20 protein-coding genes and 1 pseudogene are annotated in these 21,992 nt (G+C 33.4%); all 21 read right to left on the bottom strand.

Annotated features, from left to right (window positions below; all coding sequences use genetic code 11):
• Positions 1 to 30: 30 nt before the first annotated feature.
• A complete protein-coding gene (gene ybeY / locus BN30_RS06870) occupies positions 31 to 507 on the bottom strand; it encodes an rRNA maturation RNase YbeY (RefSeq protein WP_242824754.1) in 477 nt (158 codons plus the stop codon).
• Positions 455 to 1,459, bottom strand: coding sequence for a PhoH family protein (locus BN30_RS06865; protein ID WP_019214767.1), 1,005 nt, complete (start codon positions 1,457 to 1,459; stop codon positions 455 to 457). The genes ybeY and BN30_RS06865 overlap by 53 nt, the downstream gene beginning before the upstream one ends.
• Positions 1,452 to 1,991, bottom strand: coding sequence for a hypothetical protein (locus tag BN30_RS06860; RefSeq protein WP_019214766.1), 540 nt, complete (start codon positions 1,989 to 1,991; stop codon positions 1,452 to 1,454). The genes BN30_RS06865 and BN30_RS06860 overlap by 8 nt, the downstream gene beginning before the upstream one ends.
• Before the next feature lie 6 nt (positions 1,992 to 1,997).
• Positions 1,998 to 2,996 (bottom strand): flotillin-like protein FloA, encoded by a 999-nt coding sequence (floA, locus tag BN30_RS06855; RefSeq protein ID WP_019214765.1) that lies wholly within the window; start codon positions 2,994 to 2,996, stop codon positions 1,998 to 2,000.
• 1 nt (position 2,997) lies between these two features.
• Positions 2,998 to 3,663: an NfeD family protein gene (locus BN30_RS06850; protein ID WP_019214764.1), complete on the bottom strand. Its 666-nt coding sequence runs from the start codon at positions 3,661 to 3,663 to the stop codon at positions 2,998 to 3,000.
• An 85-nt stretch (positions 3,664 to 3,748) separates the two neighbouring features.
• Positions 3,749 to 4,090, bottom strand: a complete 342-nt coding sequence (gene yajC / locus BN30_RS06845) for a preprotein translocase subunit YajC (protein WP_019214763.1) — start codon at positions 4,088 to 4,090, stop codon at positions 3,749 to 3,751.
• A gap of 41 nt (positions 4,091 to 4,131) precedes the next feature.
• Positions 4,132 to 5,244: a tRNA guanosine(34) transglycosylase Tgt gene (gene tgt, locus BN30_RS06840; protein WP_019214762.1), complete on the bottom strand. Its 1,113-nt coding sequence runs from the start codon at positions 5,242 to 5,244 to the stop codon at positions 4,132 to 4,134.
• A gap of 1 nt (position 5,245) precedes the next feature.
• The gene (queA, locus tag BN30_RS06835) at positions 5,246 to 6,274 is read right to left on the bottom strand and encodes a tRNA preQ1(34) S-adenosylmethionine ribosyltransferase-isomerase QueA (protein ID WP_019214761.1); all 1,029 of its coding nucleotides are present in this window, start codon (positions 6,272 to 6,274) and stop codon (positions 5,246 to 5,248) included.
• Entirely contained in the window at positions 6,264 to 7,568 is a 1,305-nt protein-coding gene (locus BN30_RS09310) for a SpoIID/LytB domain-containing protein (RefSeq protein ID WP_019214760.1), read from the bottom strand. The genes queA and BN30_RS09310 overlap by 11 nt, the downstream gene beginning before the upstream one ends.
• Positions 7,558 to 8,577: a Holliday junction branch migration DNA helicase RuvB gene (gene ruvB, locus BN30_RS06825; RefSeq protein ID WP_019214759.1), complete on the bottom strand. Its 1,020-nt coding sequence runs from the start codon at positions 8,575 to 8,577 to the stop codon at positions 7,558 to 7,560. The genes BN30_RS09310 and ruvB overlap by 11 nt, the downstream gene beginning before the upstream one ends.
• 8 nt (positions 8,578 to 8,585) lie before the next feature.
• On the bottom strand, positions 8,586 to 9,167 hold the full coding sequence (gene ruvA / locus BN30_RS06820; RefSeq protein WP_019214758.1) for a Holliday junction branch migration protein RuvA: 582 nt from the start codon (positions 9,165 to 9,167) through the stop codon (positions 8,586 to 8,588).
• Positions 9,168 to 9,169: 2 nt separating this feature from the next.
• Complete coding sequence (gene ruvC, locus BN30_RS06815) at positions 9,170 to 9,664, bottom strand: crossover junction endodeoxyribonuclease RuvC (RefSeq protein ID WP_019214757.1); 495 nt, start codon at positions 9,662 to 9,664, stop codon at positions 9,170 to 9,172.
• Between the two features lie 223 nt (positions 9,665 to 9,887).
• Complete coding sequence (locus BN30_RS06810; RefSeq protein WP_019214756.1) at positions 9,888 to 10,511, bottom strand: CBS domain-containing protein; 624 nt, start codon at positions 10,509 to 10,511, stop codon at positions 9,888 to 9,890.
• 11 nt (positions 10,512 to 10,522) lie between these two features.
• Entirely contained in the window at positions 10,523 to 11,242 is a 720-nt protein-coding gene (locus tag BN30_RS09305) for a hypothetical protein (RefSeq protein ID WP_019214755.1), read from the bottom strand.
• Between the two features lie 142 nt (positions 11,243 to 11,384).
• Entirely contained in the window at positions 11,385 to 11,900 is a 516-nt protein-coding gene (locus BN30_RS06800) for a macro domain-containing protein (protein WP_019214754.1), read from the bottom strand.
• A complete protein-coding gene (pepT, locus tag BN30_RS06795) occupies positions 11,897 to 13,114 on the bottom strand; it encodes a peptidase T (protein WP_019214753.1) in 1,218 nt (405 codons plus the stop codon). Before pepT ends, BN30_RS06800 begins: the two co-directional genes overlap by 4 nt.
• A 77-nt stretch (positions 13,115 to 13,191) precedes the next feature.
• A complete protein-coding gene (locus BN30_RS06790) occupies positions 13,192 to 13,695 on the bottom strand; it encodes a methylated-DNA--[protein]-cysteine S-methyltransferase (protein WP_019214752.1) in 504 nt (167 codons plus the stop codon).
• A 188-nt stretch (positions 13,696 to 13,883) separates the two neighbouring features.
• Entirely contained in the window at positions 13,884 to 16,517 is a 2,634-nt protein-coding gene (ppdK, locus tag BN30_RS06785; RefSeq protein ID WP_341348929.1) for a pyruvate, phosphate dikinase, read from the bottom strand.
• Between the two features lie 14 nt (positions 16,518 to 16,531).
• Positions 16,532 to 16,978 (bottom strand): kinase/pyrophosphorylase, encoded by a 447-nt coding sequence (locus BN30_RS09300; RefSeq protein WP_019214750.1) that lies wholly within the window; start codon positions 16,976 to 16,978, stop codon positions 16,532 to 16,534.
• A gap of 71 nt (positions 16,979 to 17,049) precedes the next feature.
• Positions 17,050 to 20,757 carry a phosphoribosylformylglycinamidine synthase gene (locus BN30_RS06775; protein ID WP_341348928.1) on the bottom strand — a complete coding sequence of 1,236 codons (3,708 nt, stop codon included), beginning with the start codon at positions 20,755 to 20,757 and terminating at the stop codon, positions 17,050 to 17,052.
• A pseudogene (purD, locus tag BN30_RS10500) lies at positions 20,746 to 21,984 on the bottom strand (phosphoribosylamine--glycine ligase); the annotation flags it as partial. The pseudogene purD and the gene BN30_RS06775, both read right to left, overlap by 12 nt.
• Between the last annotated feature and the right edge of the window lie 8 nt (positions 21,985 to 21,992).

Below are 21,992 nucleotides of genomic sequence, written 5' to 3'. Positions count from 1 at the left end.
TTATACAATATTTTGGCTATAATTTCAATACTAACGCATGATTTTAAGCTCATCAAGTATCTCTCTTTGTCTTTGTTCCATAATGAGTCTTTCGTCATCTTCAATATGGTCGTAGCCAAGCAAATGCAAAATGCTATGAGTGAATAAAAACATTATTTCTCTTTCAAGGCTGTGACCATATTCCTTAGCTTGTTCCTGGGCAACTTCGTATGAGATGACAACATCGCCTAAAAGAGTTTCATCTGATGAAAAATCTTCTATCAATGGAAATGATAATACATCTGTAACCTTGTCAATGTCTCTGTAATCTCTATTTAAGTCCCTTATCTCTTCTTTTGATACATAAGTAAGGCCCACTTCATAATTATCATCAAGACCTTCTTTTTCTAGTGCAAGCGAGGCAATCTTCTTCATAGTATCTTCATAAGAGGCCTCAATCGGATAATTATTTTCGTTATTTATCACTATGTCCATCTTTTTCTTCTCTTTCTTTACTTTCTTTTTCAAGCTTTTTGCTCTCGTAAATATTATATGCTTCAATAATTCTTTGTACTAGTATATTTCTAACAACGTCAGTTTGAGTAAGCTCAATAAAACTAATGCCGCTAATATTTCTTAAGATATGGCTAGCTGCTATAAGGCCAGATTTTTTACCTTTTGGTAAATCTCTTTGTGTTATGTCACCAGTAACTATAACCTTTGAGTTAAAACCCATCCTAGTTAAAAACATCTTCATTTGCTCTTCTGTAGTATTTTGCGCCTCATCAAGAATTATGAATGCTTTGTCCAAGGTTCTACCTCTCATATAAGCAAGTGGAGCAACTTCAATTAAGCCTCTCTCAGCATTTTTTTCATATTGATCCTTGCCCATGATTTCATATAAAGCGTCATAAACCGGCCTTAGATATGGGTCTACTTTTTCTTTAAGGTCTCCAGGTAAGAAACCAAGATTTTCACCTGCTTCAACGGCTGGTCTCGTTAATATTATTTTAGATACTTCTTTATTTTTAAAAGCATTAACCGCCATAGCTATGGCAAGATAAGTTTTTCCAGTACCTGCAGGGCCTATACCAAAAGTAATGCCAGACTTTCTAATCATGTCTACATATCTTTTTTGGCCTATAGTCTTAGGTCTTATCGTTTTTCCTTCACTTGTTATAGCTATAACATCTTTTTGAATATCATATAAAAGATTTTCTTTAGACTTTTTCACTAGATTGATGGAATAATATATATCCTCTTTGCTAAGTGATTTTTGTGTATCAATAAGTACTGATAAAGCTTTGATAAGTCTTTCTGCCATAGCCTCTTTATCTTCATCGTTTGATGCAATAACTATCTTGTCAGACTTCATATCAAGCTTTACATCTAATTCTTTTTCAATTATTTTGATATTGGTATCTAAATTTCCAGCTAACGCCTCTTGCTTATTGCTGTCAAAATTAAGTTCTCTACTCATTAATCCTCCTTAGTGCTAGTGGTTTATCTAGTATTTCTTTTATAACAATAGATTTTGCCAAGTTATTTCTAGAAAATTGTATATTTTTTTCTCCAATTTCTTCGCTTTCAATTTCATTATAAGGACAATTTTCTTCTGTGTTTAATAAATCAATTTTTTCTTCTTTTTCTTGATTTAGTTTTATTTCTTTATTTTTCTTATAATCTTCAAGTCTATCTTTAATATCTCTAGATAGATATTCATCAAGCTTTTTACTCTTTTCAGAAAAATAATCCTCAGCCATCTCTTTATAATCATCTCTTATTGCCTCGTCGTAGTGCTTTTCTAAATTGCCTATCTTTTTAAAGTTTTTTTGTGTTTTTTCTTTTATAGAATTTTTATTTATTTTATTTTCTTGCATCATTTTCTTGTAAATATCATCTACTTTTTTATTTAAAAGCTCATTTTGTTTTTTCTTATTGGCTTCTTTTAAAACCGTAGATATAGAAGATATAAACATGAATAAAAAAGCTAATACAAATAATCCATCCATATTATCCTACTTATCTAGCTTTTGTGTGTCGGATATGGACTTTCTCATGTCTGTATCTGAGTTTATGTTATTCATCTTATAATAATCCATAACTCCTAAGTTGCCATTCTTTAAGGCTTCAGCGATAGCTAGAGGTACTTCTCTTTCAGCTTCAACAACTTTTGATTTCATCTTTTGAACTTCAGCCTTCATTTCTTGTTCGCTAGCAACAGCCATGGCACGTCTTTCTTCTGCCTTAGCTTGAGCTATCTTCTTATCGGCATCTGCTTGATCCATAAGTAGTTTAGCTCCAATGTTTCTACCAACGTCGATATCAGCTATGTCTATAGAAAGTATTTCAAATGCTGTTCCTGAATCAAGACCTTTTTTAAGAACTGTCTTTGAAATGCTATCAGGATTTTCAAGCACGGCCTTATGTGTATCCGCGCTACCAACTGTAGTTACAATACCCTCACCAACTCTTGCGATGATAGTTTCTTCACCAGCACCACCAACTAATCTCTCGATATTAGCTCTAACAGTTACTCTTGCTTTTACAACTACTTCTATACCATTCATAGCAACTGCTGATATTGATGGAGTTTCAATAACTTTAGGGTTTACACTTACTTGAACTGCTTCAAGAACATTACGTCCAGCTAGGTCGATGGCTGCTGCTCTTGTAAAGTCTAGTGGTATATCAGCTCTTTGAGCCGCTATAAGCGCGTCTACAAGTGTATCAACGTTACCACCAGCTAGGTAGTGGGCTTCTAGTTCGTTAACCTTTATATCAAGTCCAGCCTTTGTAGCCTTAATCATTGGGTTAATGATCTTGCTTGGAGCAACTCTTCTTAGTCTCATACCAGTAAGTGTAGCCATGCTAACCTTAACTCCTGAGAAGAATGCTGTTATCCACAAGCCTATTGGCACGAATGAAAAGAACATACTTAGCACTATTAGACCAAGTATTATAAATATAAATCCTCCTGATAAAATTCCATTAATTAAATTTCCTAATAAAAACATTTTACTTAACCTCCTTGTCAACTATTAAATATCTTCCTTTAACTGCTATAACCTTAAGATCAAGATTATTATCAAGATAGCCATCGTAGCTTATAGCGTTGTATTTTACTTCGTCTACCAAGACAAAACCTGTTGGTCCAAGCGAACTTATTGATTTTGCTTCTTTGCCAATTAGTTTTTCTAATTCATTTATTTCTTCTTTATTTTCTTTTAAATTTGACTGTGTACTTAAAACAAAATGTGTTAAACCTTTTAATGTGTAGCCTTTTTTAAACATAAATCTAAGAAAAGCTATATTTAAATTAAGAGAAATAATTATTGCTAATAAACCATATTTATAATCACTAAACGCTAAATTTATAGATGTTAGATAGCCTAATATACCGATAACTCCAGTTACTGTGAATCCTGGTATAAATATTTCTAAAACTATAAATATACAGCCAAATATAAATATTGCTAGCGGATAAAAATTATTTGTTTGGCATAATATTCTAGATCCAAACAAAATTAGATGTGTTAAGAAAAATAATGTTATGTAAGCTGTTTGTTTTTTATTGATTAAGGCGAGGCTTAAAAAGAACATGCCTATTAACACTAATAAAAATGCTGCAATATCTGTAAGTAGAAAAACATCTGCATTGGCTAATAAAAATATATTTCGCATTAAATCACCACCTAAGTATATTTACCCAAAACACTCGTATTTAATCAAAAAAATCAAGGCTGACCACTATGACCAGCCTTGATTTTTATAAATCTTCTGATTTTTCTACGTTTTTAATCTCTTTTCTTGTTGCTCTATCTCTGAATGCCCATTTAGCAATCTCCATGTTTTGTCCTTGACTTATTTCGATTACATAAACATCTTCTTTGATTTGAACAATTTTACCTAAAATACCGCCAATTGTTACGATTTGATCTCCAACTTTAAGTGAATCTCTTAACTCTTGTAACTTTTGTGCTTGTTTCTTTTGTGGTCTGATTAAAAAGAAGTACGCGAATGCTCCGAATAATACAAAAGGTATTATCATGCTTAGTAATGATCCGCTTGCGTTTGCTTGTGCAGCTCCTGTTAAAAATGTTAATGTCATTATATAACCTCCCTCTAGTGTTAATACTATTATACACTATATTACTTTAAATATCCATATTTTTTATAAAATTCATGCTTATACTCTAAGAAATAATCTCCTAAGATTGACTCTCTAATATTTTTCATCATCTTTAATAAGAAAGTTAAATTATGAATAGTTGCGAGTCTATAAGCAAGAATCTCGTCGACATTAAATAAATGTCTCAAATAAGCTCTTGAGTAATGTCTACAAGTGTAGCAATCGCACTCAGGATCCGGCTTTGTAAAGTCTTCTTTGTATTTGGCGTTCTTTATTACAAGTCTGCCGTGTGATGTCATAAGCGTTCCATTTCTTGATATTCTCGTTGGAAGAACGCAGTCAGCCATATCTATACCTCTTTCAACTGATTCAAATAAGTATAATGGAGTACCAACGCCCATATTGTACCTTGGTTTATCTTCAGGCATGTAATCAGTTACATAATCAAGAACCTCGTTCATTAGCTCGACTGGCTCGCCTACAGATAATCCGCCAACAGCGTATCCTGGTAAGTCAATTGAACAAATTTCTTTAGCATGCTCTTTACGAAGATCCTTATAAAGGCCTCCTTGGATAATTCCGAATAAATTTTGATTTTCTCTATCAGTCCAAGCTTCCTTGCATCTTTCGAGCCATCTAGTCGTTCTGTGCATTGAGTTTATAATATATTCCCTACTAGCAGGATATGGAGCACACTCGTCAAAGGCCATCATTATATCGCTGCCAAGCTTAGTTTGTATCTCAATTGATTTCTCTGGAGATATAAACAGCTTTGAGCCATCTATATGTGAGCGAAACTCAACGCCTTCTTCAGTAATTTTTCTCATCTTGCCTAAGCTGAACACTTGAAAACCACCGCTATCAGTTAATATTGGCTTATCCCAGTTCATAAACTTGTGAAGTCCACCAGCTTTTTGAACTATATCTTCTCCCGGTCTTAAATGCAAGTGATATGTGTTCGAAAGAATGATTTGAGCACCTAAGTCCTTTAGTTCATCAGGTGTCATAGTCTTTACAGTTGCTCTAGTGCCAACTGGCATAAAGATAGGTGTTTCAACCACTCCATGCTTTAATTTCATTAGACCTGCTCTTGCTTTAGTTTTACTATCTTTTTTAATTAATTCAAATTCCATATTATCTATCCAATATAAACATTGCATCGCCAAAGCTGAAGAATCTGTATCTTTCTTTAACAGCTTCCGCGTATGCGTTAAGTATCATCTCTTTTGATGCAAAGGCACTTACAAGCATAATTAGCGTTGACTCTGGTAAGTGGAAATTTGTGATTAGTGCGTCAACTGCCTTGTATTCAAAACCCGGATATATGAATATATCAGTCCATCCATGACTAGCTTTTATCTCCCCCTTTGCAGCTATTGTTTCAAGCGTTCTAACTGTAGTAGTTCCAACGGCTATAACTCTTCTTCCTTCTTTTTTTGCTTTATTTATAATCTCGCTTGCCTCTTCAGAAAGATTATAAAACTCGCTATGCATCTTATGTTTCTCAACATCTGTTACCTTCACTGGTCTAAATGTTCCTAGTCCAACATGAAGCGTCAAATAAACTATCTTCACTCCCTTTTCTTCAAGCTCTTTTAAAAGCTCCTTAGTAAAGTGAAGCCCAGCTGTTGGTGCAGCTGCTGAGCCAAGATTTTTGGCATAAACAGTTTGATATCTATCCTTGTCTTCTAGCCTTTCCTTGATATATGGTGGAAGAGGCATTTCGCCTAGTTCATTCAATATTTCTAAAAATATTCCGTCGTATTTAAATTTTATATATCTAACGCCGTCGTCATCGATATCAACAACTTCTGCTCTTAATAGACCGTGGCCAAATTCAATTTCACTGCCTATCTTCATTTTCTTGCCTGGCTTAACAAGAGTCTTCCAAGTATCTTCCTCAGTTTGTGAAATCAAAAGTACTTCAATCTTTTCTTCTTTTCCAGGTCTATTACCAAAAAGTCTCGCAGGTATTACCTTGCTATCGTTTGCAACTAGCACATCGCCTTCATGAAGAAGGTTTATTATGTCATGAAAAATCATGTGCTCGACCTTGCCAGTCTTTCTGTCCAAGACCATAAGTCTTGATTCATCTCTCTTATCTATTGGGTGCTGAGCAATCAGCTCCTCAGGTAGATCATAGTAAAAATCTTTAGTTTCCATTACTTATTTCAGCTCCGTCATAGTAAAATTTTAGTATTTCATCATATTTTAGTCCAGCTTTTGCCATGTTGTTAGCGCCCCATTGACTTAATCCAACGCCGTGTCCCCAACCGTGACCAGATATTTTAATCTTTGCTTCAGTATTTATTGATGGACTTGGACTAGCTTTTTTATTTGTTACATCACTTATAAATATAGCTACACCATCTTCAAAAACTACCGTTACTTCTTCCTCATTATCTTCAGGTGCTACAACAGCATTGCTAGCGCCCTTTATCTCAAGAGTATACATACTGCTCTTAAATTTATTTGCGCCTATTGCGTTTTTAAATTTATTATTATCTACAAGAACTTCTTTAGCGCCATCTTTTATAGCAACAGTTTTTACTCTATTACTAATATTATTTTCTTTAATATATATTTGATTAATTGATTTGATATTTATACCTTGTTTTTTAAGCCCGTTAATCAAATCATTTGCTGAAATTTCGAAATTCCAGTTATAATTTGGTTCATTTATAGAATATTTATCTTCTTTAGAAATTAAATATTTAAATTTAGTTCCCCAAACATCATTAGCATCCGCTGTGTATCCGCCATTTGACGACGAATATGTTGCGTTAACTACTTTTCCATCAGATAATAAGATTTGTCCTCTAGTTTCATCAACTGCTTTTCTCACATTATCCCTTTCGGCATCAAAACCGCCATAAACTTGGCTAGAAACTGTATCGTATAAATCAAATGATTTATCTTTATTTCTTGTGACGCTAGTAACAGCATAAGACCTAGCCGCTACAGCTTGTGCCTTAAGTGCTTCGTAAGAAAAAGTGCTTGGCATTTCCCTTGGAACAACGCCATAAAGATATTCTTCAAGGCCAAGATTGTTTATGATGGACAATTGATTGTCTATATAAGCAAATGTTAGATAACCTCTGTATCTTTTATTATTTATCTTGATTGGATTAGCTCCAGGAGATAAAATCTTCATAGTTTTATTTGTTGCCATACTTGATAAATAATTTCCTTGAGCATCATAAATATCATAATTTTGGCCATTTAATTTTAAAACAATATTTTTCTCAAAACTTTGAAATAAACTTAAATTTGAGAACATATCTCTTATTTCAAAACCATCATTACTAGATAATTTTAATTCATTTAAATTTTGTGCGCTTATGCCTAATTTTACATCAACATTAGTTATATGCTCATATCCAGTTTCAGCTTTAGCGCTTCTCATAGAAAACACTAATAAAAATATTGTTATTATAAATAATATTTTATTCTTCATCTGTATCTCCTTTGTCATACTTGTAGCCCATGTGTTCATAAGCTAACTTTGTTGCAATTCTGCCTCTTGGTGTTCTTGCGATGAACCCAAGCTGAATTAGATATGGCTCATAAACATCTTCAACCGTAGTCCTCTCTTCATTTGATGATGCTGCAAGTGTGTCTAAGCCGACAGGATTGCCTCCATAAGTATTTATCATAACATCAAGTATCTTTCTGTCTGTTTTATCAAGGCCATAGTGATCTATCTCTAGTATATCTAGACCTTTTTTTGCAATTTTGCCTGTAATTGAACCATCTTCAAGAACTAGTGAATAGTCTCTAACTCTCTTAAGAAGCCTGTTTGCAATTCTTGGTGTACCTCTTGATCTTCTAGCTATCTCTCTTGCGCCTTCTTCATCAATATCTACATCTAAAATGCCAGCAGATCTTGTAACTATCTCACATAAAGACTCTTCGTCGTATAAATCTAAATTTAATATCACACCAAATCTATCTCTTAACGGTGATGACAAAAGTCCTGCCCTTGTAGTTGCACCTATAAGAGTGAATCTTGAAAGGTCTATCCTTACTGACCTTGCTGATGGTCCCTTGCCGATGATTAAGTCAAGTGAATAATCTTCCATTGCTGGATATAAAATTTCTTCAACAGAACGTGAAATTCTGTGTATCTCGTCAATGAATAATACGTCATCGTCTTTTAAATTTGTGAGTACTGATGCCAAGTCACCTGGTCTTTCAATCGCAGGACCTGATGTTATCTTAATATTAACACCCATCTCATTTGCGATGATGTTCGCAAGTGTAGTCTTTCCAAGTCCTGGTGGTCCATATAATAAAACATGGTCAAGTGGCTCGCCTCTCATCTTTGCAGCATTAACAAAAATTTTAAGCTTTTCTTTAACGCTGTCTTGGCCAATGTAGTCATTAAACCACTTTGGTCTCAATGAATTGTCAAAATTTTCTTCTCCCGATCTTAAATCAGTCGTTATTAATCTATCTTCTTCCACTTAAACACCTACTTTGAAAGCCTTTTCAATAGCTCTTTAATTAAATCTTCTACTTCCATAGTCTCGTCTAAACCTTTTGCTATGCTAGTAATTTCATATTTATTGTAGCCAAGAGAACATAGCGCTTCTATCGCTTCATTTAGGTTGCTTCCAACGCTTACAGCACTTGCAATGTCTTCAAATTCACTGCCCTTACTAACTTTATCCTTAAGTTCAAGAATTATCCTTTGAGCAGTTTTTTTGCCTATGCCAGGAGCCTTCATTAAAGCTTTTTCATCATTTGTTACAATTGCCTTTTGTAAATCTATAACTTTTTGTTCAGATAAAATACCTATGGCAGTCTTTGGTCCAACTCCATTAACAGTTGTAATTAAACTGAAAAAATCAAGCTCATATCTATTAGCAAAGCCATATAGACTCATGTCATCTTCTCTAACTACTAAATTCATATAAATTTTTACTTCACCATCGTAGATATCGCTCTCCATAGTTTCTTTAGATGTAAATACTTTATAAGCAATGTTATTTACTAATAAAACTATGTAATCTTTCTTCTTATCTACGACCTCACCTATCATATACTCAAACATATTTACCTCAATAAAAATTGATCTTTAAAATTAATACTTGCGCTATGAGTTAGAGCAACCGCTAAAGCATCGGCAACGTCGTCAGGTTTTGGTACCTTTTCTAAATGAAGAAAAGTTTTAACCATCTCTTGCATTTGCTTTTTCTCAGCCCTTCCATAGCCAGTAACAGCTTGTTTAATTTGTAGTGGAGTGTACTCGTATGTAGCTAAACCCTTGTGCTTTAAGCAAAGTAGCGTTACTCCTCTTGCTTCAGCGACTTGTATAACTGTTTTTTGATTTTTAAAATAAAATAGTTCTTCGATTGCCGCCTCATCTGGATCATACTTATCGATTATAGCTCCAAGCTCAAAATAAATTTTCTCAAGTCTTTTATCTAAGCTAAGGTCTTTGTGCGTTGTAATCGCGTCGTAAAATACATCGCGAGCCTTGTTGCCGTCGTAATCAATGATGCCCACACCGACTATAGCGATGCCTGGGTCTATGCCTAAAATTCTCATTTTTCCTCCTACTACTCCATTATAGATTCTATTATACTACAAAAGTCGCATAAATTCAAGCCTTTGAAAATAGTTTTAATTAAAATATTGAATTTATCTATATCTTTACAATTGTTTTATTTAAAATATTGATTCTATCTACATCTTTGCAATTTTTTTAAACTATTTATACACATTAAAAAAGCTACCTATCTAGGTAGCTTTAAAATCATTTTAATTTATTTTACCATTCGCCAACTCTTAAGCCAGCTTCAGACAATACCTTTGTGATGTTTGTATCATCTTCTACTTCTACTCTCAAGATAACTTTAAGTAGTCCCATAACTTTTGCACTAGTTACTACCATACTGATAATGTTGATACCTTGGTCTCTTATAATACCTGCAAGTCTTGAGATTTGTCCTGGCATATCAAATATGTGAACAACAATTCTCTTGCCTTTATTAATACCAAATACTTCACTAAAAGCATCAAATATAGCTTTGTGTGTTAAGATACCAGCAAATTTATCTTGTTCATCGAAAACAGCTAAAAATGGTATAGATAGTTTTCCAAGCGCATAAGATGCTTGTTCTATGTTTTCGCCAATAGATATTTTTTCGTATCTTTGTTCGTTAAAATCAGAAACTAATTTTCCTAAAAATTTATCTTTGTCTGTACAAGACCATTCATAATAAGATCTAAATATAGTTTCTTTGTGTAAAATACCGATTAGTTTGTCACCATCTACAACTGGTAAACTCAAAAAGTCTCCTTCTTCAAACTTTTTGATAGCCTCAGCTATAGTTTCGCATGATTTTACTGTTGTAAGTTTCTCCTTCGGAATCATATAGTTCCTTACGTACATAATACTACCCCCTATCTGTATCTTTTTAAAACTCTTTCATTTAATCCGTTCCAATAAGCATCTATATACAAATTGGTACATGTATTTAAAATAAATTTAAATGTTTCTTTATATATTATCTTTAAATCTTCTCTAGGAATCATAACGCTTGCAGGATTAATACCGTCTCTGTCAAGCTCTAATTGCCTATCTACATATTTGTTCAAGGAATATGTCTTGTCTTTGATTATTTTATTTGAGAATTCATAGACAGTTGCTAAAACTTTTTCACTCTTTCTCTCTCTTTTAATCAGTTCACTTCTTAATCTTTTCTTAAATGTTCTTATCTCTCTATTTAAATTTTTAAATTGGAACAAGTATTTTTTATTTGCTAAGTCTTTGCTGTTATAATACTTAAGAGCCTCCTTCTCCAAAGCATTAGCTTGATTAGCACTGTTAAATCCCTGAATGTATCCGTCTAGGTAGATGTATAGTTCTAACCTGTTGATATCTTCATGTATTTGTAATGATAATGATCTTGATATGCAGTGTGCATCTGTCCTGTAAGCTATAGCTTTAGCAATTTTCTTTCTAAGTATGCCCATTGAAACATACTTTGGAAATATATTTTGAACTCCCATGTTTATATCGTAGAAGCTCATTAAGGACTTAAGCGAATCTATGTCACCTCTATAAAGAAAATTATGTTTTAATCCAACACAGATATGAGATTTTGAAATCTCAACTTGCATTTTCTTACCTCCGTTAATTGTTATTTCAATTATACTACATATTTGAGTGAAAATATATTAAGAAAAAATAATTAAGTTATGTCGAAAACTTAACAATTAATATAGGCTTGATGTAGACTTGATTAAAAAATTTTATTTTCTTTTACTTGTCTAATAATTTTTTATATTCTTCAAAAAATTTATAATTATTAAGGCTGATATAGATTTTCTTTATATTAGAATTATGATTTTGAAGATATGACTTTATTGCGCTGACGGCAATTTTGCTAGCGTCTTTTATATCCATAGCAAAGGCTCCGCACGAAATCGCCGGTATTGCAATACTTTTAATCTCATACTCATCTGCTAAGCTTAAAAGGTTTAAATAAGTTTTTTCTAAAAGCTTATTCTTTTTCTTATTTGAATCCATAGGTCCAACTACATGTATGATGTAGTCGTTCTTAAGCTTATGTGCTTTTGTAATCTTTGCTCCGCTTGTATATATTCCAGCTAGTTTCACTGTATCATCTAAAAGCTCTTCGCCATCGTTTTGATGTATAAGTCCATCAAGTCCGCCTCCTCCTAATAAGGAATTATTCGCAGGATTTACTATGCACTCTACATCTAGATCAAAAATATCTCCATAAATTGCTTCTAATTCGCATGAATTAATTATCATACAAGTTTAACTAGCTCTACAACTGTTTTAAATGCCTTTTCCATTGATTGTATTGAAGCGTACTCATATCTTCCGTGGTAGTTCATTCCACCTGTGAATATGTTTGGACAAGGAAGACCCATAAATGAAAGTCTAGCTCCATCTGTTCCGCCTCTAACTTGTGTAACCAATGGCTCAACGCCTGCATTTAGCATGGCTTTCTTTGCAAGTTCAACTATCTCTAGTCTTGGCTCAATCTTTTCATACATATTGTAGTATGAATCTTTTATATCAAGCTCCATTGCGTCATTATATTTATAGTTAATATAGTCTTGAGCATCTTTCATTAGGCACTTCTTTGAAGCAAATCCTTCTTTAGTAAAATCTCTGATGATGTAGTGCATTTGTGTTTCTTCAACTGTACCCTTCATATTTGTTAGTAATATAAATCCTTCATAGCCCTCTGTATACTCTGGTCTTTCGTTAACTGGAAGCATAGCGTTATACTCCATAGCCACTAATTGTGAGTTAATCATCTTATTCTTAGCTGAGCCTGGATGAACGTTTCTTCCCTTTATAGTAATTTTAGCAGAAGCTGCGTTAAAGTTTTCATACTCAATCTCACCAAGTGGTCCGCCATCGATAGTGAACGCATAATCTGCACCAAATTTTTTAACATCAAAAAGGTCTGCGCCTCTACCGATTTCTTCATCTGGTGTAAAAGCAATTCTAATCTTGCCATGTTTTATATCAGGATTTTTGATAAAATATTCCATGGCTGTGACAATTTCAGCAACTCCAGCCTTATCATCAGCTCCTAATAGTGTTGTACCATCAGTAACTATAAGGTCATCGCCTACATAATCATTTAGCTCAGGAAAATCATTTGGACTTAAAATAATATTTTCTTTTTCATTAAGAACTATGTCCTTTCCGTCATATTTTTCAACTATTCTTGGCTTAACATTCTCACCGCTCATGTCAGGAGATGTATCCATGTGTGCAATTAGTCCTAAAACATCCTTCTTTTCATCTGTATTTGCTGGAAGTGTAGCATATAAATAAGAGTTTTCATCTAATTCAACATCTTCCAAACCTAATTCAATAAGTTCATCTCTTAATTTTTTAGCAAACTCCATAATCTTAGGACTGCTTGGACAAGTTTGAGACTCCTCATTTGATTTTGTGTCAATCTTTGCGTATTTAATAAAACGATTTACTAAGATATCTTTCATAACATCACTCCTTTATTTGATTAATACCCATTTAAATGAAAAAATAACAAGCATAAAACTTGTTACCTTATTAATATTTAATTATTAGCATACTTTTCTTCTAATTCAAGAAGAGATTTCTTTACTTCATTTCCTCCAGAGTAGTTATAGTAACCTTTTTCATTAAGCATAACAACTCTATGACAAGGTATAATTATAGCTATGGTATTGCCTCTGCAAGTAGCTCCTACTCCACGTGAATATGTCTTATTGCCAAGTTTTTCAGCAATTTCTCCGTATGTACATGTCTCTCCGTATTTTATGTTTTTAATCTCTTCTAAAGCCATGTTTTGAAACTCTTTTGCCTTTACTTTAAGAGGTATGTCAAATTCTTTTCTTTCTCCATTAAAATATTCATTAAGTTGTTTAAGAGTTTTATCTATAATGTGATTAATTTCTTTTTTACTTCCAAATATGTTTTGATGACCAAAGTGTAAATATACTAGCGCTTCATCATCAGCAGCTGCTGTCATTTCGCCAAAAGGTGTTTCGAAATGATGTATGTAATATGTTTTGTTTTTGTCAAAATAATTTGAAATCATTAAATCAACTCCTTATTACAATTATAGTACATTAGGCGCTTAAAGTCAAGAAGTAAAACATTGTAAAATCATTTATATTTAAGATAAATCGGTATAATACAATATTGTTTATAAATCACATTAAAATGCCCCCTTATCTCCGTGTTCAGATTTAAGGGGGCAGTACAATTATAAATTATTATTCTAAATTATTTATTTTTTCTCTTTATAGCTGCTTGTGCTGCTGCAAGTCTAGCTATTGGCACTCTATATGGTGAGCAGCTTACATAATCAAGTCCAATTGCGTCACAGAATTCGATTGATCTTGGATCTCCACCGTGTTCGCCGCATATACCTACGTGTATATCTGGTCTTGTTTGTCTGCCAAGCTTAGTTGCCATATCAAGTAACTTGCCTACGCCTTCAGTATCAAGTGAGTCAAATGGACTTCTTTCATAAATACCATTATCAATATAAGCGTTAACAAATTTACCGTAGTCGTCTCTTGAGTAACCCCAAGTCATTTGAGTCATATCGTTTGTACCAAAGCTGAAGAATTCTGCTTCTTTTGCTATTTCGTCAGCAAGTAGCGCAGCTCTTGGAACTTCAACCATAGTACCTATTTCATAAGCAAGTTTTTTGTTCTTTTCATCAAAAACTTTATTTATTTCTTCTACTAAATGTCCTTTAACAAATTCAAGTTCTTTTAGCTCTCCAATTAATGGAACCATAATCATAGGCTTGATATCTTTTTTGATTTCTTCGCTTACGTTTATAGCTGCTTCCATAATGGCTCTAACTTGCATTTTATAAATTTCCGGCCATGTAACACATAGTCTGCATCCTCTATGACCAAGCATTGGGTTAAACTCTTTCATATCTTCAATTCTGTCTTCAATTACTTGAGTTGTTATGCCCATATCTTTAGCAAGGCTTTCGATATCTTCTTTAGTCTTAGGTAAGAACTCATGTAGAGGTGGGTCAAGAAGTCTTATAACTACTCCTTTTTCTTCCATTACTTTAAATATACCTTCAAAGTCTCCTCTTTGATATGGAAGAAGTTTTTCAAGAGCTTTTTCTCTTTCTTCTAATGTCTTTGAAAGAATCATCTTTCTTACTTGGAAAATTCTCTTATCATCAAAGAACATGTGTTCTGTTCTGCATAGACCAACGCCTTGTGCACCAAAGTCAAGTGCTTGCTTAGCATCTCTTGGATTATCAGCATTAGCTTTTACTTCTAGAGTTCTAAATTCATCGGCCCATTCCATAAACTTAGCAAAATTACCGCTTAATTCAGGTGTAACTTTTTTAATTTCTCCTAAGTATACATAGCCTGTTGATCCATCTATAGAAATCATGTCGCCTTCTTTAATTTCGCCGCCATGGTATCTAATTACTTTATCTTCTTCATCTACTCTTAGTTCAGAGCAGCCTGCAACACAGCACTTACCCATACCTCTTGCAACAACTGCAGCATGTGATGTCATACCGCCTCTTGCTGTTAATATACCTTCAGCATATACCATACCGTCGATATCTTCTGGAGAAGTTTCTTCTCTTACTAAGATAGTTTTAAGATTATTCTTATGATATTCGATAACTTTATCTGGTGAGAATACTACAACGCCTGATGCAGCTCCTGGTGAAGCTGGAAGACCTTTTGTAATTTCTTCTTTGCTCTTAACATCTTTTTCTTCAAATGTTGGGTGAAGTATTTGATCTATTGACTTAGGTTCGATTCTTAATATTGCTTCTTCTTTAGTGATTAAGCCTTCATTAACTTGATCAACTGCTATGTTTATAGCTGCTTTTGTTGTTCTCTTACCATTTCTACATTGAAGCATGAAAAGCTTACCATTTTCAACTGTAAATTCAATATCTTGCATGTCTTTATAATGTTTTTCTAGCTTTTCAACAGTTTCTTTGAATTCTTTGTAAACGCTTGGTAATTCATTTTCAAGTCTAGCTATTGGTTCTGGTGTTCTAACGCCTGCTACTACGTCTTCGCCTTGAGCATCGATTAAGAATTCACCAAATAAAACATTTTCTCCTGTAGCTGGGTTTCTTGTGAAAGCAACACCTGTACCAGAGTTCATGCCCATGTTGCCAAATACCATCTCTTGAACGTTAACAGCTGTGCCAAGTGTATCAGAAATTTCATTTAATTTTCTGTATGTCTTAGCTCTTGGTGTATTCCAAGACATGAATACGGCTCTAACTGCGTTAAATAATTGTACCTTTGGATCTTGTGGGAAGTCTTCTCCGATGTATTTTTTATAAATTGCTTTATATTCTTTAACAATTTCTTTTAAGTCATCAGTATTTAAGTCGATATCGCTTTCAATATTTCTTTTTTCTTTTTGTTTGTTTAAAATTTTATCAAATTCAGCTTTTGGGATACCCATGGCAACATCAGAAAACATTTGTATAAATCTTCTGTAACTGTCGTAGGCAAATCTTTCATTATTAGTCTTCTTTGAAAGGCCTTCTACTGTCACATCGTTTAAGCCAAGATTTAATATTGTGTCCATCATGCCTGGCATTGATATTTTAGCACCACTTCTAACTGAGAAAAGTAGCGGATTTTCTTTGTCTGAAAAGCCCTTATTTGTGATCTTTTCAACATTTTCAATACCTTTTCTGATTTCTTCCTTTAAATCTTGCCATAATTCTTCATTTTCTTCATAAAACCTGTTGCACGCTTGTGTTGTAATGGTAAAACCGTTAGGTACTGGTAGGCCTAAATTAGTCATCTCTGCTAAGTTAGCTCCCTTGCCTCCTAACAAATCGCGCATATCTTTATTGCCCTCTTTAAAGCTATAAACATACTTTTCCATCTGTATCCTCCTATTGCTTTTTAATTTTGAAGATATCTAACAATGCTATTAGAAACTTCTTCTATTGATTTTCCATACATGGATATAACAAGTATCCCTAATTTACTATACATCTCACGAGCGTATTCGTTTTCAAAAAACACTCTCTCAAGTGATGAGTACTTAGATACGCCTGTTATTCCTAAGTCTTTGTCTCTTTCTCTTCTTATCTTTGATAAATACTCCTCATCTTGTATAAGGCCAATCATTTTTGATCTGTCTAAGTCTTTGATCATATCAAATTGATCAACCTCTGGTACAAGCGGTATATTTATCGCGTTTAATCCTAAAGAAGCAAGATAATAACAAAGAGGTGTCTTGCCAGACCTTGATGGTCCTAAGATAATCACATCCGCACTTGAAATATTGTCAAATGTTTTGCCGTCATCATTTTCAATTGCATAAGCAAAAGATTTATTTACATCCATAGAAAATCACCACCTAAATTATACCACATCGGGAAGTATTATTCAATAATTTACGATTTATTAATATTTTATTAATATTTCTTAAAAAATTCTACGCCTGCTTTGAAAATATTTTGAATCTCAATGTCAGAAACGTTCTTAAATGTGTCTGTTTCAACTCTTTCTGAGTGAGCCATCTTGCCAAGTATCTTTCCATCTGGTGATAACATTGACTCGATATCAAAGTTTGATCCGTTAGGATTATCTATATATTCAAAAGCTAATTGAGCGTTATCGCTTAATTTTTCGTAAAGTTCTTTATTAATTAAAAGTCTTCCTTCGCCATGTGAAATAGGCACTCTATAAATTTTATCTTTATCGATGTACTTAAGCCATGGTGATGATGTTGTTAAAGCCTTTGTCTTAACGATTCTTGCTACGTGTCTAGCAATATTATTATATGTTAATGTTGGGTCATCTTCGTCTATGTCTTTAATCTTACCAAAAGGTAATAATCCAGTCTTGACTAAAGCTTGGAAACCGTTACATATACCTAGAATTAAACCGTCATTTTCTTCAAGTAAATATTCTACAGCTTCTTTAACCTTTGTATTTCTTAGTACATTGGCAATAAATTTACCTGATCCGTCAGGTTCATCTGATAATGAGAAGCCTCCTGGAATAAATAATATTTGGCTTTCTTTAATCTTCTTTGCTAAGTCATCGATTGATTTATCAATGTGATCATTATCTAAGTTATTGAATACAAAGACATCAACCTTTGCTCCTTCTTTTTCGAAAGCGTATTTTGAATCATATTCTGAGTTTGTTCCAGGGAATACTGGTATGATAACCTTAACTTCATCAACCGGTTTTTTAGATTTGTGTACAAATTCTTTTTCTGTAAATTTGTTTTCTGTTTTAGCCACTCTATTTTCTTGTCCAAATATATCAAGAAGCGGTTTTTCATAAGCTTCTTTATATTCTTCAAGATCTATGCGTCTGCCATTGATAATGATGCTTGCATCTGTATTAGTAGTTCCAAGATATTCAATGCTTGGTAGATCTTCAGTGTATTCAACGATGTATGAACCGTAAAGCTCTTTAAACATTATGTCAGCGTCCATGTTTATGTTAAAACCGATATCGTTACCAAATGCCATCTTCATAAGAAGAGGAAGTGTTGTATCTCTATTGATAGCAACTGCGCTTCTAACTTTCTTTCTTGAGATTAAGCTAACAAGTTCAACGCTATTCTTTTTAAATTCATTTAAATCAAGAGTATTGTCATCGTTAATACTAGTTCTTATTAAACCAAGCTTCATATTGCCCTTTAATTCAGGTGTTACAACATCTTCAATATTCATAGTAGTTACTGCAAATGAAATTAATGTTGGAGGCACGTTTAAATCGTTAAATGTACCACTCATTGAGTCTTTTCCACCAATTGAAGGTATTTGTAAATCGTTGCAAATCTTGAACGCTCCAAGCAATGCCTCGAATGGTTTTGACCACTTATATGGATCGTCATTTAATTTTTCAAAATACTCTTGGAATGTTAATCTTGCTTTGAATGGACTTGCTCCATGTGAAGCAATTTTAGCAAGTGATTCAACTACTGCATAATAAGCTCCGAAGAATGGACTCTTTTCTGATAGATATGGGTCGAAACCATAAGTCATTATGCTTGCTGTTGATGATTCGCCTTTAGTTGTTGGTATTCTGGCTATCATAGCTTGTTCTGGTGATAGTTGATTCTTGCCGCCTAGTGGCTGAACAATACTGCCTCTGCCAACTGAAGAGTCAAATCTTTCAATAAGTGATTTTTTAGATGCCACATTGATATCTTCAAGTCTCTTCTTTAATTCTACTGTGAAATCATCTGCCAAATCTTCATTAAATAATTCTACTTCTTCTGGCTTAAAGATAACATCTTGCTTTCTTGGTGCACCAGTTGAATTTAAGAATTCTCTCTTTAAATTACATACTTCTATATCGTTATACATCATGATAAGTCTTTCAGAATCAGTGACTTCGGCAACTATTGTCGATTCAAGGTTTTCTGCGTTTGCATATTCTTTAAACTTTTCATAATTTTCTTTAGCTATAACTACAGCCATTCTCTCTTGTGATTCTGATATAGCTATCTCCATTGGGCTTAGTCCGTGGTATTTTAGTGGTACCTTTTCTAAGTGTATTAATAATGAATCAGCTAATTCGCCTATAGCAACGCTGACACCACCTGCACCAAAGTCATTACATCTCTTGATCATTTTAGCTAATTCAGGTATTCTAAATAATCTTTGAATCTTTCTCTCTGTTGGTGCATTGCCTTTTTGCACTTCAGCTGCTGAGTCTTCAACTGATTTGTCTGTTTGTATCTTAGAGCTTCCTGTTGCTCCTCCAATACCGTCTCTACCAGTCTTGCCACCAAGTAAAATTATGATATCTCCCTTAGCTGGTACACCTCTAAAAACATTTTCCATAGGTGCTGCAGCGATTACTGCGCCTACTTCCATCCTCTTTGCTTTATATCCAGGATGATATACTTCATCAACATAGCCTGTTGCTAAACCGATTTGATTACCATAAGAAGAATATCCTCTAGCTGCGTCTAAAACTATCTTTCTTTGAGGAAGTTTTCCTTCAAGTGTATCTTCAATAGCTTCTCTTGGGTCTGCCGCTCCAGTTATTCTCATTGCTTGATAAACATAGCTTCTTCCTGATAATGGGTCTCTTATTGCCCCACCAAGACAAGTTTGAGCACCGCCAAATGGCTCTATCTCAGTTGGATGGTTATGAGTTTCATTCTTAAACATTAATAAATAATCTCTAAGTCTTCCATCTATGCTAACTTTAATTTTTACTGAGCAAGCGTTTATTTCTTCACTTACTTCTAAATCATTAAGCTTGCCTAGGCCTCTAAGCTTTTTAGTAACTATAGTTGCTAGGTCCATAAGAGTTAAATCTTTCTTAGAGAATTGATTTCTTGCTTTTAAATACTCATTTAATGTATTTCTAATTACTTCTATGAAATCATTTTCTCCTTCAAAGTTAATATTTGTCAATTGTGTATTAAATGTAGTGTGTCTACAGTGGTCTGACCAATAAGTGTCAATTAACTTTAGTTCTGTTTGGCTTGGATCTCTATTTTCTTTGATAAAATAGTCTTGGAACACTTTTAAGTCTTCTATAGACATGGCAAGAGAATTTTTCTCATGGAAATCTTTTAATCCTTCGTCATCAAGCTTTATAAATCCATCATAAACTATTGACTCGATATTCATGTCAAAGCTTTCCTTAAGTGTTGTTGGTATGCCAATCAATACTCCTTCTGCTTGGTCAACAGTATTTATAAGATATTTTTTAATCTTTTTAATATCTTCTTCAGATACATCTCCTTTGATGTCATAAACTTTTTCACATCTTGCTAAAACACCGTCTTTACCTAGAGTGACCTTGATTGTATCCTTTAGTCCTTGCTCTCTTTGATCAAATTGTCCTTTTTTGTATCTAACAACAAAGGCATTCTTCAAGTTCTTTTCCATTTCTAAAGCATCATCCAATAAATATATATTATCTACTGGTTTTTCACACAGAATAGTATTTGATATCTTATTAATTTCTTCATCAGAAAGTAATTCAATATCATATCTGTTATAAACTTTGATTGAGTCAATATTTATCTTAAGAAAATCTTTAATCTCTCTTGTTAAACCATTTGACTCAGCATCAAATTCATCTTTTTTACAAACATAAACTCTCTTAACCACTGGACCAATATCCCTCCTATAATGCATTTTATCAAATGAAATCTTTTGGATCTCATCATAAACTTTTTTATACGCTTCTTCAAATGTATCAGCTTTAGAAAGTATATTTAACACTCTGCCGCCATTGGTCAATAGCTTTTTGCTACTTGCCTTAACGCCTGCGTAATTAACTTTAACATCTTCTGATAATTTGTCTAAGCCTTTTATTTCGTAGCCTTTATCATACTTCGCTGGATAGCCACCAGATGCTAGTACAACGTTAACTATCTTTTTATCATTTACTTTTAATTTATATTCATTAAGTTTTGCTTCACTTGTCTTAATAAGTGCATCTAATAGCGAAGAATCAATTCTTTCTAGGATAACTTCAGTTTCTGGATCTCCAAATCTTGTGTTAAACTCTAAAACTTTTATTCCATCCGAATTTATCATAAGACCTGCGAATAATACTCCTCTATAGTCAATGCCCTCTGCTTTAAGACCTTTGATGAATGGCTTAACCAGTTCTTCTTCTATGTTTTTTAAATATGGTAGTGCCATAAGGTTCGGTGAGTATGAGCCCATGCCGCCAGTATTTTCACCTGTTTCACCTTCATAGACTTTTTTATGGTCTTTAGCGCTCGGAAGCATTATATATTCGCCATTTGAAATAAGTACATGAACAGATGTTTCAAAACCGTCAATATATTCTTCGACAATAATTTTGTCATCACCAAATTTTTTATCTAGTAATAATTCATTAAGAGCTTCATCAATATCATCAACGCTTGAAGCTATGATAACTCCTTTGCCTTGAGCAAGTCCATCATACTTTAGTACCACTTTATTTACTTTTGATTCACTAATTAGTTCATAAGCGTATTTCTTTGCTTCATCAATGCTATCAGTCTCAAGATACTTAGCGGTATCTATATGATATTTCTCCATAAACCTCTTTGAAAATGCCTTGCTCTTCTCAAACATTGCAGCTTCTTTCTTTGGCCCAAATATCTTAAGTCCTTCTGCCTCGAATTTATCGACTATGCCAAAACATAGTGGATCTTCTGGTCCGACTATAGTATAGTCAATATTATTATCCTTAGCATAATTAATTAGCTTATCAAAATCCATGACTCCTATGTCAATATTTTTAAATTCACTCTCAGTTTTTCCATTTCCTGGAGCAAAAATAATTTCTACAGAATTATCTTCTTCTTTAATTTTTGAAGCGATGGCATACTCTCGTCCGCCGCTGCCTATAATTAATATCTTCATAGCTAACT

The organism is Fenollaria massiliensis (assembly GCF_000312505.2).
In the GTDB taxonomy this organism is placed as follows: Bacteria; Bacillota; Clostridia; order Tissierellales; family Peptoniphilaceae; genus Fenollaria; species Fenollaria massiliensis.
Note: the sequence above shows the minus strand (reverse complement) of the source record. Positions and strands in the feature narration are given on the sequence as shown.

Bases quoted from the DNA above. Each gene is read 5' to 3' on its own strand.
- BN30_RS06865 (WP_019214767.1), bottom strand. From the start codon at position 1,459: ATGAGTAGAGAACTTAATTTTGACAGCAATAAGCAAGAGGCGTTAGCT.
- BN30_RS06860 (WP_019214766.1), bottom strand. From the start codon at position 1,991: ATGGATGGATTATTTGTATTAGCTTTTTTATTCATGTTTATATCTTCT.
- floA (WP_019214765.1), bottom strand. From the start codon at position 2,996: ATGTTTTTATTAGGAAATTTAATTAATGGAATTTTATCAGGAGGATTT.
- BN30_RS06850 (WP_019214764.1), bottom strand. From the start codon at position 3,663: ATGCGAAATATATTTTTATTAGCCAATGCAGATGTTTTTCTACTTACA.
- yajC (WP_019214763.1), bottom strand. From the start codon at position 4,090: ATGACATTAACATTTTTAACAGGAGCTGCACAAGCAAACGCAAGCGGA.
- tgt (WP_019214762.1), bottom strand. From the start codon at position 5,244: ATGGAATTTGAATTAATTAAAAAAGATAGTAAAACTAAAGCAAGAGCA.
- queA (WP_019214761.1), bottom strand. From the start codon at position 6,274: ATGGAAACTAAAGATTTTTACTATGATCTACCTGAGGAGCTGATTGCT.
- BN30_RS09310 (WP_019214760.1), bottom strand. From the start codon at position 7,568: ATGAAGAATAAAATATTATTTATAATAACAATATTTTTATTAGTGTTT.
- ruvA (WP_019214758.1), bottom strand. From the start codon at position 9,167: ATGTTTGAGTATATGATAGGTGAGGTCGTAGATAAGAAGAAAGATTAC.
- ruvC (WP_019214757.1), bottom strand. From the start codon at position 9,664: ATGAGAATTTTAGGCATAGACCCAGGCATCGCTATAGTCGGTGTGGGC.
- BN30_RS06810 (WP_019214756.1), bottom strand. From the start codon at position 10,511: ATGTACGTAAGGAACTATATGATTCCGAAGGAGAAACTTACAACAGTA.
- BN30_RS09305 (WP_019214755.1), bottom strand. From the start codon at position 11,242: ATGCAAGTTGAGATTTCAAAATCTCATATCTGTGTTGGATTAAAACAT.
- BN30_RS06800 (WP_019214754.1), bottom strand. From the start codon at position 11,900: ATGATAATTAATTCATGCGAATTAGAAGCAATTTATGGAGATATTTTT.
- pepT (WP_019214753.1), bottom strand. From the start codon at position 13,114: ATGAAAGATATCTTAGTAAATCGTTTTATTAAATACGCAAAGATTGAC.
- BN30_RS06790 (WP_019214752.1), bottom strand. From the start codon at position 13,695: ATGATTTCAAATTATTTTGACAAAAACAAAACATATTACATACATCAT.
- BN30_RS09300 (WP_019214750.1), bottom strand. From the start codon at position 16,978: ATGGATGTAAATAAATCTTTTGCTTATGCAATTGAAAATGATGACGGC.
- BN30_RS06775 (WP_341348928.1), bottom strand. From the start codon at position 20,757: ATGCATTATAGGAGGGATATTGGTCCAGTGGTTAAGAGAGTTTATGTT.